The sequence below is a fragment of the Blastococcus sp. SYSU DS0828 genome (genome assembly GCF_054050975.1).
Map to the genome: position 1 here is coordinate 12,394 of NZ_JBJHAK010000025.1, position 14,029 is coordinate 26,422.

A 14,029-nucleotide genomic window follows, 5' to 3' on the forward strand; every position below is an offset into this window, starting at 1 on the left:
AACGGGGGTGGCGACATCAGCGAGACGATGACGGGTGGCGGCCGCGGCGGTGGCCGGGGTGGTGGCGGCGGCGAGAACGTCGGCCGCAAGCCAGATCCGGCCGACCTCGCCCAGCTCGAGCGGTCCCCGGTCCGCTGGAGCCGGGTCGCCGGGCTGTTCCGGCCCTACCGCTGGCAGCTGGGGGTCGTGGTGGCGCTGATCGTGGCGTCGTCCGCCGTCGCGCTGGCCACCCCGTTCCTCATCCGCCTGGTCATCGACGAGGCGATCCCCGGGCAGGACGTCCCCCTGCTGCTGTGGGCCGTCGCCGGGATGATCGCCGTCACCGTGGTCACGGCGATCTTCGGCGTGGTGCAGACCTGGCTGTCCACGACCGTCGGCCAGCGGGTCATGCACGGCCTCCGGACGGCCGTCTTCACCCACCTGCAGCGCCAGTCGCTGGGCTTCTTCACGCGCACCAGGGGTGGCGAGGTCCAGTCGCGGCTGATGAACGACGTCGGCAGCATGCAGTCGGTGGTCACCTCGACCGCCACCTCGTTCGCCGCGAACGCCACCACGGTCATCGGCACGGTCGCGGCCATGGTGGTGCTCAGCTGGCGGTTGTCGCTGCTGTCGCTGGTCGTGCTCCCGCCGGCCGTCTGGCTGACCCGCCGCGTCGCCCGCATGCGCCGGACCATCACCGCCCAGCGGCAACGGCACCTGGCCGACCTGCACTCCCAGGTCGAGGAGGGGCTGAGCGTCAGCGGCGTCCTGCTGGGCAAGACGCTGGGCGCGGGCCCGGCGCAGTCGCGGCGGTTCGCCGGCACGTCGGAGTTCCTGGTCGACCTCGAGGTGCGCTCGCAGCTGGCCGGCCGCTGGCGGATGGCCACCATGAGCATCGTCTTCGCCGGCATCCCTGCGCTGATCTACCTGGCCGCCGGGCTGCCGGCGACGTCGGGCGGGATGACCATCGGCACCCTCGTCGCCTTCACCACGCTGCAGGGTGCGCTGTTCCGGCCGCTGATGCAGCTGCTGGACATCGGTGTCTCGCTGACCGCCTCCATGGCGCTCTTCAGCCGGGTGTTCGAGTACCTCGACCTGCCCGTCGACATCGACGACCCCGCCGACCCGGTCGCCGTCGACGCCGCCTCCGTCCGCGGCGAGGTGCGGTTCGAGCACGTCGGCTTCCGCTACCCGGACGGCGTTCGCCCCGCGCTGGCCGACGTCGACGTGACCGTGCCCGCCGGCTCGACCCTGGCGCTGGTGGGGGAGACCGGCTCCGGCAAGAGCACGCTGGCCTCGCTGGTGGCCCGGCTGAACGACCCCACGACCGGGCGGGTGCTGATCGACGGCGTCGACGTCCGCGACCTGCGGCTGGCCGATCTCGCGCGGATCGTCGGCGTCGTCAGCCAGGAGACCTACCTGCTGCACGGCACCGTGCGGGAGAACCTGCTGCACGCCCGGCCCGAGGCCACCGACGCCGAGCTCGTCGACGCCGCCCGCCGCGCGCAGGTGCACGAGGTCATCGCCGCGCTGCCCGACGGCTACGACACGGTGGTCGGCGCGCGGGGGCACCGGTTCTCCGGCGGGGAGAAGCAGCGGCTGGCGATCGCCCGCACGCTGCTGCGCGACCCGCGGGTGCTGGTGCTCGACGAGGCGACCAGCGCCCTGGACAACGAGACGGAGCGGGCGGTGCAGGCGGCGCTCGACGAGGCCAGCCGCGGGCGGACGACGATCACCATCGCGCACCGGCTCTCCACCGTGCGCGACGCCGACCGGATCGTCGTCCTGGACGCCGGCCGGGTCGCCGAGCAGGGTACCCACGAGGAGCTCCTCGCCCTCGGCGGCCGGTACGCCCGGCTGGCCGGGATCGCGCAGCGGGACGCCGTCCTCGCCGGGTGACGGGCGCAGCTCCCCCACTCGTCCTCGCCGTGCGGCCGCCGTCCTCGCGGTGCACCACGAGGACGGCGGCCACACAGCGAGGGCGGCGAAGCCCCAGCACCGCGGCGGCGAAGTGACGCACGCCCCGGAATCGGTTGGTCACCGCCGGCGGTTGCGCCGGTCATGGACCTGTTCTCCCCCGTGCGGCTCGGCGACCTCGAGCTGGCCAACCGCGTCGTCATGGCACCGCTCACCCGGATGCGCTCCGGCCGCGCCGCGATTCCCCGCGACGTCGTCGTCGAGCACTACGAGCAGCGCGCCGGCGTGGGCCTGATCATCACCGAGGGGACCTTCCCCAACGACGAGTCGCGCGCGTTCGCCGGGCAGCCGGGCATCGTCACCGACGAGCAGGCCGAGGGCTGGCGGCGCGTCGCCGACGCCGTCCACGCCCGCGGCGGCCGCATCGTCCTGCAGGTCATGCACGGCGGCCGGGTCTCCCACCCGGAGCTGACCGGCACCCGCGTCGTCGCCCCCAGCGCGATCGCCATCGAGGGCGAGGTGCACGTCGGTGGCGGGGTCAAGAAGCCCTTCCCGGTGCCGCACGCGCTCACCACCGAGGAGGTGCGCGCCACGATCGCCGACTTCGTCGCCGCCTCGCGCCGCGCCGTCGACGCCGGCCTGGACGGCGTGGAGCTGCACGCGGCCAACGGCTACCTGCTGCACGAGTTCCTGTCGCCGGCGTCCAACCGGCGCGAGGACGCCTACGGTGGCAGCCCCGAGAAGCGTGCCCGCTTCGTGCACGAGGTCGCCGCCGCGGTCGCCGAGGAGGTCGGCGCGGGGCGGGTCGGCCTGCGCATCTCCCCCGAGCACAACATCCAGGACGCCCTGGAGACCGACCGCGCCGACGTGCTCGCCACCTACGGCGCGCTGGTCGACGGACTGCGCCCGCTGGGCCTCGCCTACCTCAGCGTGCTGCACGTCGAGCCCGCCGGTGACCTCGTGCAGGAGCTGCGCCGCCGTTTCGGTGGGCCGCTGATCGCCAACAGCGGCTTCGGCACGGTGACCACCCGCGCGGAGGCCGTGCGGCTGATCGAGGAGGCGCACGCCGAGGCCGTCGCCGTCGGCCGGCCGGTGCTCGCCAACCCCGACCTGGTCGAGCGCTGGGCCGGTGAGCACCCGGAGAACCAGGCCGACCCGCGCACTTTCTACACCTCCGGGCCGGAGGGGTACACCGACTACCCGACGCTGGCCGCCGCGGGGCGCTGAGCACCGGGCTGGGCGGCGCGCCGCCCGGCCCGCGCCCCTCAGTCCAGGTCGGCCTGCCACAGGTCGGGGCCGAACACCTCGTACTGGATGTCCTGCGCCGGGATGCCGCGGTCGAGGAGCGTGCTCCGCACGGCCTGCATGAACGGCAGCGGTCCGCACAGGTAGTAGACGGCGCCCCACGGCAGGTCGACCTGCGACAGGTCCATCTGCCCGGCGTGCACGCCGTCGACCGGCAGCGAGCACTCGGCGCCCCGCTCGAACCAGACGTGAGCCGAGGCGTTGGGCAGCGTCGCCACGTCGCCGAGCACCTGCTGCCGCAGCGCCCAGGAGGCCTCGTCCACGTCGGCGTGCCACAGCCGGACGTCGAGGCCGGAGCCGGCGTGGGCGAGGTGCGAGAGCATCCCGGCCATCGGGGTGATGCCGATGCCGGCGCTGACGAAGACCACCGGCCGCCCGGAGTCGTCGAGGACGACGTCGCCGAACGGCACCGACAGCTCCAGCCGGTCGCCCACGCCGATCGAGTCGTGCAGCAGGTTGGAGACCTCGCCGTCGGGCTTGCCGCCGCCGTGCACCCGCTTGACGGAGAACTGGCGGTGCTCGCCGTCGTCGGCGCGGGTCAGGCTGTACTGCCGGGGCTGGCGGACGCCGTCGGGCATGATCGGCCGCACCGTCACGTACTGGCCCGGCAGGGAGCTCTTCACCAGCCGGTCGTCGACCCGCCGGACCCGGAAGGTGACGACGTCGTCGGTCTCGCGGGCCTTCTCCGCGACCTCCCACTGCCGCCAGACGGTCTCGGGCCGCACCCCGCGGGCGCTGTAGAGGCCGCGCTCCTGGTTGATCAGCGCGTTGGCCATCAGCCAGTAGACCTCGTCCCAGGCGGCGGCCACCTCGGGCGTGACGGCGTCGCCCAGGACGTCGGCGATGGCCCAGAAGAGGTGGTCGTGGACCACCTGGTACTGCTCGGGCTTGATCCCCAGCGAGGTGTGCTTGTGCGCGATCCGGCTCATCAGGTGCTCGGGGAGCCGGTCGGGGTGGTTCACCAGCGCGCTGGCGAACACCGCGACGGAGCCGGCCAGCGCGACCTGCTGGGTGCCCTCGGCCTGGTTGCCGCGGTTGAACGTGCCGTCGAACAGCTCCGGGTGCTCTCCGAACAAGTGCGCGTAGAACCGGCGCGCGATCTCCTGGATGTTCTCCGCGACGGCCGGCAGCGTGGCCTGGACGACGGGTGCGGACCTGTCGGACAGCATGCGGACTTCCTTCCCCCTGGATTCTGCGGTTGCGCGGCCCACGTTAGGCAACACGGGGTGTCGGGGCAGGTCAGGAACGGGACCGGAGGGGTCCCTCGCGCCGTATGGTCACCGCCCCGGGCGCGGAACCAGCTCGTCCGATGAGTGGCAGGAGCGCGTACGGATGTCGGCGCAGGAGGGCTCGGCTCCGCTGGTCGGTGCGAGCCCGGCTGCGTCGGAGACCCGGTTGGCGCACGCGTTCGTGCAGGCGGTCGACGCGCTGCTGTGCATCGTCGACGGCGAGGGCCGCATCCTGCTCTCCAACCCCGCGCTGCAGCGCTTCACCGGCCGCACGGGTGAGGACCTGTTGGGGCGCCGGTTCTGGGACGTGTGGGTCATCCCCGACGACGTGCCGCACGCCGAGGAGGCCGTGCGGCGGGCGATGGCCAGCGGGAAGGCCTACCCGCAGGAGGCCGACTGGATCGACGCCCGGGGCGGACTGCGGCGGGTGACCATGCGCAACACCGTCCTCCTGGACGATGAGGGGCAGCCCTACGCGATCGCCTGCGTCGGGCTCGACGTCACCGAGGAGCGGGCCCGGGAGGCGCGGCTGCACGAGCAGACCCGCACCGACCTGCTCACCGGCGTGGCCAACCGCGGGGCGCTGTTCGACGTGCTGGGCCTGCGGCTGCAGACGGGCGGGTGCGGGCTGCTCTTCTGTGACCTCGACGACTTCAAGACGGTCAACGACGAGTACGGGCACGGCGTGGGCGACCGCTTGCTCGTCGAGGCGGCGACGCGGCTGGTCGAGGTGGCCGGCGCCGAGCACCTGGTGGCGCGCTTCGGTGGCGACGAGTTCGTGATCGTGTGCCCGGCCGGCAACGAGGCGACGCTGGCCGACCTGGCACGTCGCGTGGTCATCCGGCTGGGTGCGCCCTTTCCCGGCCCGGACGGGCCGCTGCGGATCGGGGTGAGCGTCGGGGCGGCGATCGGGCGCCCGGGGGAGCCGGCCGACGACGTCGTCGCCCGCGCCGACCGCGCCATGTACGGCGCGAAGAGCTCCCAGCGGCGGCGGGCGCCGCGGCAGTGGTGAGCCGGCGGCGATGAGTTCCGCGGGCGGCGGGTGTCCAACCCGCGAACCCACTCACGCAAGGAGCACCCCATGCGCCCGCTCGTCGTCACCACGTTCCTGACCCTCGACGGGGTCATGCAGGCACCCGGAGGGCTGGGCGAGGACCCGTCGGGGGGCTTCCGCCACGGTGGCTGGCTCGTGCCGTTCTTCGACGAGGACATGGGCGCCCAGATGGAGGCGTGGTTCGCCCCGGCCGAGGACTTCCTCCTGGGCCGTGGCACCTACGAGATCTTCGCCGCGCACTGGCCGAAGGTGACCACGGAAGGCGACCCGGTCGGCACGGCGCTCAACACGAAGACCAAGCACGTGGCGTCGCGGACCTCGACCTCGCTGGACTGGGACACCGCGCGGTTGCTCGACGGCGATGTGCCGTCGGCCGTGCGGGATCTCACGAACCGGGACGGCGGTGAGCTGCAGGTGCACGGCTCGGCGGGGCTGGTGCACACGCTGTTGCAGGAGGACCTCGTGGACGAGCTCCGGCTGATCACGTTCCCGGTCGTGGTCGGTGAGGGCAAGCGGCTGTTCCCGGGTGGTGCCGCGCCGCGCACCTGGCGGCTGGTGTCGTCGACGGTGACGACGACCGGCGCCGTGATGGCCGCCTACCGGCGGGTGGGCGGACTGGCGACCGGGGACCTGACGCTGCCGGAGTGAGCGGACGGCGGGGGGTTCCACGTGGAACCCCCCGCCGGGCCGGCTCAGGGCCAGGAGCCGGCGGGTGTGCTGCGGCCGAGCTCGGTGGGGGCCAGGGTGGTGTACGCGCCGGGGCCCTCCTCGAGCCACACGTCAGGCCGGCTCAGCAGCTCCCGCGCGGCGTCGGGCGGCAGCAGCGGCAGATCGCTGATGCGCCGTCGCTCCGGGTCCCCTGCCGGCGTCGCGCTGTCGTCGCGCAGCTCGAGCAGCCCGGCGTCGAACCACCGCAGCAGCTGGTCGGAGCAGGCGCGGCCGTCCAGCTGCCCCCAGTCGGTGCCCGCGTCGTCGACGAACTCGCCGTCGACGATGTCGAGGAGCCAGTGGTCCTCGTGGGCGGCGATGAGCAAGGGTTCCCGCACCGCTGCAGGCTCGGGGCCGGCGACCGCTCGTGACCGCTCGCGGGTGCGCCGCCGCCGCCCGTCCGACACCATGCCGGGGATCTCCGGCTCCTCGTCCCGCCGTCGCGCCGACCACCTGAACACGTCCGCACCTCCTGGCGGGTGATCATGCCGGAGCGCGGCGGCCGCGGGGGCCCGTCGCCGGCACCTGTGGACTCAGGCCGCGGCGCCGGGGAGGCGCGCGATCCCGGCCTCCGGGGCGGCGAGCAACGCGTCCAGCGGCGCGCCCCCCTCCCGGCTGAGCGCCTTCAGCAGCCCGTGCCGGGTGGCGAAGCCGGAGCTCTGCATCGCCGCTGGGACGTCGCCCGCCGGCAGCCGCGGGTCAGTAGGCGACGGTGAACCGCGCCCGCCGGTGGGCCGGCCGGTCGATCTCGTCGACCAGGGCACGCGCGAAGTCGGCGCCGCCGATGAACGACTCGCCCTGGTCGTCGGTGAGCAGCACGTCGCCGCCCACGCGGTAGGTGCCCCGGGGCTCGCCGGGGGCGAAGGCCCCGAACGCCGCGGGCGGGCACACGTAGAACCAGTCCAGCCCGTCGGTCGCCACCAGGTCGTCGAGGACCGCGGCCATCTCGAGGCTCTCCGGGCGGTACTCGGCGGGGAACCCGGGGGTGTCGAACAGGCGCGGTCCGCCCTCGGTCACCTGCAGCGAGCCGGCACCGCCGATCACGCCCAGGCGGACGCCGGCCTGCTCGGCCTCGGCGGCGAGCGCGGCCACGCCACCGCGAACAGCGCCGGCCATGTCCCCGCGGGGGGCGACGGCGACCACGACGACGTCGGTGCTCTCCAACGCCGCGCGGCGGGTGGCCGCGTCCAGCAGCGAGCCCTGCACGTAGGTCGCGCCGTCCACCCTCTGGTCGGGGAGGCTGCGGCTGTAGGACGTCACTGCGTGGCCCCGCCCCGCGGCCTCGGCCACCAGGTGCCCACCCGCGTAGCCCGTGCCACCGAACACACCGATCCGTGCCATGTCGTCTCCTCCGTGCTGGTCGATCCGTCGGACCCGGCAACCAGAGGATGTAGTTGAGCATTCCACCAACAGGCGCCAGGCGTCCCGGGCGTGGCCGGCGGGGTGGCGGACGAGGGCCGGGCGAGGAAGTGTGTCCATGATCCGTTCCGGTCGCGACGACGGCGTCGCCCACGACGAGGAGGGTTCATGGCCGAGGTCCACGGCAGGTGCGACGAGCGGTTCGCGGGAGTGCGCGAGGCGCTGGCGCAGCAGCTGGACGGCGAGGAGCTCGGCGCCTCGGTCGCCGTCGACCTGGACGGTGACACCGTCGTCGACCTGTGGGGCGGCTACCGCGACGAGGCCCGCACCCTGCCGTGGTCGGAGCACACGATCGTCAACGTCTGGTCGACGACGAAGTGCGTGGTCGCGCTGGCCGCGCTGATCCTCGCCGACCGCGGCGAGCTGGACCTCGACGCTCCGGTGGGCGACTACTGGCCGGAGTTCTGCGCGAAGGGGAAGAAGGACGTGCGGGTGCGGCAGCTGCTGTCGCACACCTCCGGCGTCTCCGGCTGGGAGCAGCCCTTCTCGATCCGCGACATGTACGACTGGCCCTCGGCCACCGAGCGGCTGGCGCAGCAGCGGCCGTGGTGGGAGCCCGGGACGGCGGCGGGCTACCACGCCAACAACCAGGGGCACCTGGTCGGCGAGGTGATCCGGCGGATCACGAACACGACGTTCAAGAAGTTCGTGGCCGACACCATCGCCGACCCGCTGGGCGCGGACTTCCAGATCGGCGCGCGGGAGTCGGAGGTGACCCGCATCGCGCCGGTGGTGCCCCCGCCGCCCCCGGACGTCGATCCGCGCACCCTCGACCCCGAGTCGGTCGCGGTGAAGACCTTCACCGGCCCGACGGCGTCGGCCAAGGCGGCCAACTCCCCGCAGTGGCGGGCCGCGGACCTCGGCGCGCTCAACGGGCACTCCAACGCCCGCGGCGTTCTGCGGGTGCTGCGGATCCTCTCGCTGGGCGGCGAGGCCGGCGGAGTGCGGCTGCTGTCCCCCGAGACGGTGGACAAGGTGTTCGAGGTGCAGGCCGACGGCGTGGACCTGGTGCTCGGCGCGCCGTTCCGGTGGGGGACGGGCTTCTGCCTGGGCTCGCCGACCGTGCCGTACGTGCCGGCGGGCCGGACCTGCTTCTGGGGCGGCTGGGGCGGCTCGCTGGCGGTGATGGACCTCGACCGGCGGCTGACGATCACCTACATGATGAACAAGATGGGCAGCGGCCTGATCGGCTCGCCCCGCAGCGAGGCCTACGTGCGGGCCGTCTACGACGCACTGGGCTGATGGAGCTCGACGACGTCCTGCCGCGGCCGGAGCACGTCACCCGGCAGGCGCGCTGGATCGCCGCGGAGCCGGCCGCCGTCTGGGACGCGCTGCACGCCGTCCGGCTCTCCGGGCTGCCGGTGACGCTGGTGCTGAGCGCCGCGCGGTTCCTGCCGGTGGTGCTGGCCGGGCGCGGCGTCGGGCAGCTGCACGACCGGCCCTTCCTCGACGCGCTGCCCGTGCCCCTGCTGGCATCGGACGAGCCGCGGTCGGTGGTGTTCGGTGGTGCGCTGCAGCCCTGGCGGCTGGACGGCGGCGACGACGGGCCGGTGCTCGACGCGGAGGAGTTCCGCCGCTTCAGGCAGCGCGGCTGGGTCAAGGCGGCGATCGACTTCCGGCTGACGCCCCGGGGCAGCGGCACGGAGCTCAGCTCGGAGACCCGGGTGTCGTCGACCGACGCCGTGACCCGGCGCCGCTTCGCCCGCTACTGGCGGCTGATCCGGCCGGGCAGCACCGCGGTCCGGTGGGAGGTGCTGACCGCGGTCGAGCTGGCGGCGACCGGCCGGCTGCCCTGAGCGCGCCCCCGCGGCCCGATGTGTGCACGAACCGTCGTCTCCGCCGCCCGGAGGGATCGGTGCGCGCACATCCGGCCGAACCGGTCAGGCGGCGGTGCGCTCGCCATCGAGCACCCGCTCGGCGGCCTCGGCCAGACCCGGGCCGCTGAGCGCGTCCAGCGCGGCCGGCCGGCCGGTCGCCAGGAGCAGCAGATCGCCCACGGGGCCGTGCACCTCCCGGCAGCCCGCGCCGGCGGCCCAGTCGACGTCGGTCGCCACGAACCGCAGCCCGGCGAACCTTCGCTCGGGGCGGCCGTAGAACCCGCTGCGCCACACGTGGTCGAGGGCGGGGACGACCCGGTCGGGGCGCATCGCCCGGCGCAGCCCGAGCGGGCGGGCGATGTCCTGGCCGTGCACGAGGACGTCGGTGAGCGGGTCGAGGGGCGAGCTCAACGGCACCCGGTGGTCGACGGCGGCGGTGGCCCTGAGCAGGGCGATCAGCTCGGCCGGGGGGTGCTCAGCCGAGATCTCGTGCGCCCACATCAGCTCCGTGCGGTCGAAGTCGCCGCGGGCGAGCACCGCGTGGGCCAGCGTGGCGCGCAGCGTCTGGCGGTGGGCGAGCGTCAGGTGGGCGAGGACGTGGTGCACCGTCCAGCCCCGGCAGAGCGAGGGGGTGGCCCAATCGCGCTCGTCGAGGGTCTCGAGGTCGTCGCACAGGTCGAGCCGCTCGGCGGCGACGGCGGCGAGCATCGCCACCCGGGGGCGCTTCGGCATGGTTCTCCTCGTGGTCGGCGTCTGCGCAGGCGCAGGGCAGACCGGGGGAGCACCGGGAACTGAGCGGTCAGCCGGTGGGGACGTCGAGGAGGGCGTCGGTCCCGCGCCGGGAGACCGCACACAGCGCGTCGATCCGCCGCCGCCGGCTCCAGCGCCGCAGCACGGGGTGGCGCACCGGCGGGCCGCTGGAGCCGGCCCCCGGCCGCGGCGCGACCCTGCGGGCGGCGCCGGGCCTCCGTAGCCTCGGTGCATGGACGCCACCGACCTCCTGGCCCTGCGCGCCGACGAGCGCGCCGCCCTCGTGCTCGTCGGCCTGCGGGGCGACTGGTAGCCCTACTGCTGCGCCCAGGCGGTCCGCCTGGCCCGGTCCCTGTCCCGCCTCGCCGACGCCGGCGCCGAGGTGGTGCTCGCCTCCGTCGATCCGCCGGAGGTGCAGCTGGCGATGAACCGCACCTGGCACCTGCCGTTCCGCTGGGTCAGCGACCCGGGCGGCGAGCGCCTGGCCAAGCCGCTCGGCGCGTGGGACGAGGACGCCTCGATCTTCCGGCCGGTCGTCGTCGCGGTGGCGCCGGACGGGCGGGGGGTGTTCCACGAGCTGTCCCGGGACTTCACCGACCGGACCGACGACGAGCCCGTGCTCGCCGCGGTCGAGGAGCTCGGGCTCGACCCGGTGCCCGTGGTGGAGTGGGCGCCGGAGGGCGTGGAGCCGCAGCCGTCGAAGCGGGCGTTCAAGCCCTCGTCGTTCATCCCGTACTTCCGCGCGATCCGGTTCAACACGATGGCGCTGAGCGAGCGGATGGTCGACGAGCGGGACCGCGAGCAGCTCGTGACCGAGCAGCGGATGGCCGAGTCGTTCCTGGCCGCCTTCGACGAGTGGCGCGCGGAGCACCCGCCGGACGGCCGCTGACCTCGCCGGCGGGCCGGCCCCGGGGGCGGTCGGCCGACCGGGTGCTCAGGTGCCGGGCTGGCGCGGGGACCGGGTGAGCGCCAGCACGCTGCCCGCGAGGCCGATGAGGGCGACGGCGATCCCGACGCTGACCCAGCCGAAGGTGTCCCAGTAGACGTCCTCGAGCTGGATCAGCAGCGCCGCCTCGTCGACGACCAGGGCCAGCCCGATGCCGTAGCCCAGCCCCATCGCGCTGCGCACCTTCGGGCTGCGGTCGCCCAGGCCCAGGAACCCGATCAGCGCCAGCAGCAGGATGCCCCAGACGTAGTGGTGCAGGTGGACCCCGCCAACCTCGACGTCACCGAGGCCGGCGATGTCGACGTCGATGTGGATGAGCCAGGTGAGCAGGCGCAGCAGCACGAACGTCGCGGTGAACCCCCACCAGGCGAGGACGTAGCCGCGGCGGGTGGCGGCCACCTCGCGGAGCCGGTGCGGCCGCCGGTGCGTCGTCGTCTCGTCCACGGGGCGGAGGCTACGGGGCCGGTAGCGGCCCGTGCCCGGGCTCGGAGCCGTCGGGGACGTGGCGCTCGGTCCCGGCGCCCACCGGCTCGCCGCAGACGTCGCACACCCACGAGGCGGTGATGCGGTGCCCGTGGTGGCGCAGCTCGGCCGGGGGCGCGTCGGCGACGTGGCGGTCGCCCCACTGCATGAGCGCCTGCAGCACCGGCAGCAGGTCGCGGCCCGCTCGGGTCAGGTGGTAGTCCGAGCGCGGCGGGTTCCGGCTGTACTCCCGCCGCTCCAGCACCCCGGCGTCCACCAGGGCGGTCAGCCGGGCGGCCAGCCGTTCCCTCGGCGCGCCGGTGCCGCGCAGGATCTCGCTGAACCGGTGCGCACCCAGCGACACCTCGCGCACGACGAGCAGTGCCCATCGGTCACCGACGACGTCGAGTGCGCCCGCGATGGAGCAACGCCGGCCCGGGAGCTCGTCCAGTCGCGTCGTCATGGCACCAGGTTCGCATACCGAACCAACTGGTGTAGCGTTCCGGCCCAGTCGGTTCGGAAGTCGAACCACAGTTCCGCCGAGAGGACCCCATGACCCTCGCCACCGGCCGCCGGCTCGTCTTCGACCCCAGCTGGCGGTCGTTCACCCACACGCAGGGCGGCCTGGTCGTCGGCCACCTGCTCGCCGCCGCCGCCGAGCTCGCCGGGGCGCCGCCCCGCGCGGTGACCGCGCACCTGCTCGGCGGGGTCGCCGCCGACGTCGAGGCGGTGGTCGCGGCGACGGCCGACCGGCTCGGCCGCACCGGGAGCGTGCGCAGCGAGCTGGCGCAGGACGGCGCCCTGCGGGCGGTGGCGCAGGTGCTCACCCTCGCGCGACCGGCGTCCCCGGGCGTCGAGCACTGGCCGCCGGTGGAGCTGCCGCTGGTCGTCGACGGCGTTCCGTTCGAGCTGCCGCGCGAGTACGTGCCGGTCGCCGAGCACACCGAGATCCGGGCGCTGGACGCGTCGCGACCGCTGGCCGGCGGCACCGAGCCCCGGCTGCACGCCTGGGTGCGCATCCGGGGCGGGGAGCTGGAGCCGCTGGTGCAGCTGGGCGTGCTCCTCGACGCGCTGCCGCCGTCGCTGTTCGCCGTCCGCACCGTGCCGGCGGCGATGCCCACGGTCGAGCTGACCGCGCACCTGGCGGGTCCGGCGCCGGCGCCCGGGGCGTGGGTGCGGGTCGACCAGCGCACGGTCTGGTGCGACGACGACGCAGCCGTCGACGACGTGGAGCTGCGGGCCGAGGACGGTTCGCTCGTCGCCCGCGGTCGGCAGACCCGGCGGCTCCTCGGTCCCTGAGCCGCCCGGCCGGAACCGCTCAGGCGGTCCGCGGAGCCCGCCCCGGGGGCCCGGCGACGGAGGGGCGCTGCCGGCGCACCTCGGCCAGGAACGCCACCGGGTCGTCGGCGAACAGCCGGACGGTGCGCACCTCGCCGGTGAGCTCCGGCAGGCGGACGACGACGGGCCGGTCGAGCACGATGTCGACGTTCGTCTGGTCGTGCATCCACAGCTGGAGGGTGGCCGCGCCGTCGTCACCCCGGGCGAACCGCGGCGCCTTCTCCGGCCGCGTCCGCGACCGCCGGGCCACGGAGCCGATCACGTCCCACGGCACCTGGAGGTCGACGTCGGTCGAGAACCGGACGGTGATGCCCTCCGGGCCCACGGCGTGCGGCCGGGTGACCAGCCCCGCGAGGTAGCCGAACATCCACACCAGGCCCCAGATGCCGAGCGCGAGCAGGGGGTAGCGGACCAGCGGCCAGCGCTGGGTGAGGACGTCGACGGCGACCAGCTCGATCGCGGACACCACGATGAACGTGATGATCACCGGCAGCACCACCCGGTGGTAGGGAAAGGCGGTCGCCCCGGCCGGCACCCGGGGGCGGCGCAGCGCGAACCGGGAGAGGCTCTGCCAGACCCCGACCTCCAGCTGGACCGCGCGCGTCCCCAGGTACCGGAGGCGCTGCCGGCCCGTGCGCCGTTCGGGGGCGGTCACGACCGGGCTCCCGGGTTCATCAGCTCGTGCAGCCGGGCGGCGATGGTGTCCAGGTCGGTGCGGAACCGCTCCAGCCGGTCGGCGTCGAAGCCGGCCACCAGGTGCGCAGCGATCCGGCGGTGGTCGGCGTCCATCTGCCCGGTTGCCCGGGCGCCCAGCTCGGTGAGGGTCACCAGCGTGATCCGCCGGTCGGTGGGGTGGGGCTCGCGGCGGACGTACCCGCGCTCCTCCAGTGCGTCGACCAGGCCGGTGATGTTCCGCGGGGTGACGCCGAGCGCCGTCGCCAGCGCGCGCTGGCTGGACGGGCCGCGGCTGTGCACCTCCCAGAGGAGGTGGGTGCGGGCCGGGGTGAGCCCGGCCGGTTCCAGCTCGCGCGCCATGTCGTCCTGCACGAGCAGCGCGATCTCGAGCAGGCGATCGAAGACTCGCACGTCCGGGGACATGTTGTGA

Annotated in this window: 16 protein-coding genes and 1 pseudogene; 8 read left to right on the forward strand and 9 right to left on the reverse strand. The window is 74.7% G+C overall.

Annotated features, from left to right (window positions below):
• Nucleotides 1-27: 27 nt before the first annotated feature.
• Together ACI79Q_RS17180 and ACI79Q_RS17185 are read left to right on the forward strand one after the other, a co-directional pair.
• The gene (locus ACI79Q_RS17180) at nucleotides 28-1,878 is read left to right on the forward strand and encodes an ABC transporter ATP-binding protein (protein WP_456615077.1); all 1,851 of its coding nucleotides are present in this window, start codon (nucleotides 28-30) and stop codon (nucleotides 1,876-1,878) included.
• Nucleotides 1,879-2,040: 162 nt separating this feature from the next.
• Nucleotides 2,041-3,123 (forward strand): alkene reductase, encoded by a 1,083-nt coding sequence (locus ACI79Q_RS17185; protein WP_456615078.1) that lies wholly within the window; start codon nucleotides 2,041-2,043, stop codon nucleotides 3,121-3,123.
• Nucleotides 3,124-3,161: 38 nt separating this feature from the next.
• Here ACI79Q_RS17185 and ACI79Q_RS17190 read toward each other — a convergent pair whose 3' ends face one another.
• On the reverse strand, nucleotides 3,162-4,370 hold the full coding sequence (locus ACI79Q_RS17190) for a globin domain-containing protein (RefSeq protein ID WP_456591123.1): 1,209 nt from the start codon (nucleotides 4,368-4,370) through the stop codon (nucleotides 3,162-3,164).
• Nucleotides 4,371-4,533: 163 nt separating this feature from the next.
• Here ACI79Q_RS17190 and ACI79Q_RS17195 point away from each other — a divergent pair, with 163 nt between their 5' ends.
• On the forward strand, nucleotides 4,534-5,442 hold the full coding sequence (locus ACI79Q_RS17195) for a GGDEF domain-containing protein (protein ID WP_456600654.1): 909 nt from the start codon (nucleotides 4,534-4,536) through the stop codon (nucleotides 5,440-5,442).
• A 69-nt stretch (nucleotides 5,443-5,511) separates the two neighbouring features.
• A complete protein-coding gene (locus ACI79Q_RS17200) occupies nucleotides 5,512-6,132 on the forward strand; it encodes a dihydrofolate reductase family protein (RefSeq protein WP_456615079.1) in 621 nt (206 codons plus the stop codon).
• A gap of 44 nt (nucleotides 6,133-6,176) precedes the next feature.
• Here the strand turns inward: ACI79Q_RS17200 and ACI79Q_RS17205 are convergent, their stop codons facing one another.
• From ACI79Q_RS17205 to ACI79Q_RS17215, 3 genes are all read right to left on the reverse strand, one after another.
• Nucleotides 6,177-6,653: a hypothetical protein gene (locus tag ACI79Q_RS17205; protein WP_456600655.1), complete on the reverse strand. Its 477-nt coding sequence runs from the start codon at nucleotides 6,651-6,653 to the stop codon at nucleotides 6,177-6,179.
• Nucleotides 6,654-6,725: 72 nt separating this feature from the next.
• On the reverse strand, nucleotides 6,726-6,857 hold the full coding sequence (locus ACI79Q_RS17210) for a hypothetical protein (RefSeq protein WP_456615080.1): 132 nt from the start codon (nucleotides 6,855-6,857) through the stop codon (nucleotides 6,726-6,728).
• A gap of 34 nt (nucleotides 6,858-6,891) precedes the next feature.
• Complete coding sequence (locus ACI79Q_RS17215; RefSeq protein ID WP_456615081.1) at nucleotides 6,892-7,533, reverse strand: NAD(P)-dependent oxidoreductase; 642 nt, start codon at nucleotides 7,531-7,533, stop codon at nucleotides 6,892-6,894.
• A 186-nt stretch (nucleotides 7,534-7,719) separates the two neighbouring features.
• Between ACI79Q_RS17215 and ACI79Q_RS17220 the strand changes: the two genes are divergently transcribed.
• Both ACI79Q_RS17220 and ACI79Q_RS17225 read left to right on the forward strand, forming a co-directional pair.
• On the forward strand, nucleotides 7,720-8,853 hold the full coding sequence (locus ACI79Q_RS17220) for a serine hydrolase domain-containing protein (RefSeq protein WP_456591118.1): 1,134 nt from the start codon (nucleotides 7,720-7,722) through the stop codon (nucleotides 8,851-8,853).
• Nucleotides 8,853-9,407: a hypothetical protein gene (locus ACI79Q_RS17225; protein ID WP_456615082.1), complete on the forward strand. Its 555-nt coding sequence runs from the start codon at nucleotides 8,853-8,855 to the stop codon at nucleotides 9,405-9,407. Before ACI79Q_RS17220 ends, ACI79Q_RS17225 begins: the two co-directional genes overlap by 1 nt.
• An 84-nt stretch (nucleotides 9,408-9,491) precedes the next feature.
• Here ACI79Q_RS17225 and ACI79Q_RS17230 read toward each other — a convergent pair whose 3' ends face one another.
• Nucleotides 9,492-10,160 (reverse strand): maleylpyruvate isomerase family mycothiol-dependent enzyme, encoded by a 669-nt coding sequence (locus ACI79Q_RS17230; RefSeq protein WP_456591116.1) that lies wholly within the window; start codon nucleotides 10,158-10,160, stop codon nucleotides 9,492-9,494.
• A 343-nt stretch (nucleotides 10,161-10,503) separates the two neighbouring features.
• Here ACI79Q_RS17230 and ACI79Q_RS17235 point away from each other — a divergent pair.
• Nucleotides 10,504-11,067, forward strand: a pseudogene (locus ACI79Q_RS17235) (peroxiredoxin family protein); the annotation flags it as partial.
• A 45-nt stretch (nucleotides 11,068-11,112) separates the two neighbouring features.
• Here ACI79Q_RS17235 and ACI79Q_RS17240 read toward each other — a convergent pair.
• Nucleotides 11,113-11,568, reverse strand: coding sequence for a hypothetical protein (locus tag ACI79Q_RS17240; protein ID WP_456591115.1), 456 nt, complete (start codon nucleotides 11,566-11,568; stop codon nucleotides 11,113-11,115).
• A gap of 10 nt (nucleotides 11,569-11,578) precedes the next feature.
• The gene (locus ACI79Q_RS17245; protein WP_456591114.1) at nucleotides 11,579-12,049 is read right to left on the reverse strand and encodes a winged helix-turn-helix transcriptional regulator; all 471 of its coding nucleotides are present in this window, start codon (nucleotides 12,047-12,049) and stop codon (nucleotides 11,579-11,581) included.
• A gap of 89 nt (nucleotides 12,050-12,138) precedes the next feature.
• On the opposite strand from ACI79Q_RS17245, the gene ACI79Q_RS17250 reads away from it, so the two are divergent.
• Entirely contained in the window at nucleotides 12,139-12,885 is a 747-nt protein-coding gene (locus ACI79Q_RS17250) for a thioesterase family protein (RefSeq protein ID WP_456591113.1), read from the forward strand.
• 19 nt (nucleotides 12,886-12,904) lie between these two features.
• Here ACI79Q_RS17250 and ACI79Q_RS17255 read toward each other — a convergent pair whose 3' ends face one another.
• Entirely contained in the window at nucleotides 12,905-13,579 is a 675-nt protein-coding gene (locus ACI79Q_RS17255) for a hypothetical protein (RefSeq protein ID WP_456591112.1), read from the reverse strand.
• On the reverse strand, nucleotides 13,576-14,010 hold the full coding sequence (locus tag ACI79Q_RS17260) for a MarR family winged helix-turn-helix transcriptional regulator (RefSeq protein WP_456591111.1): 435 nt from the start codon (nucleotides 14,008-14,010) through the stop codon (nucleotides 13,576-13,578). The genes ACI79Q_RS17255 and ACI79Q_RS17260 overlap by 4 nt, the downstream gene beginning before the upstream one ends.
• Nucleotides 14,011-14,029: the final 19 nt, after the last annotated feature.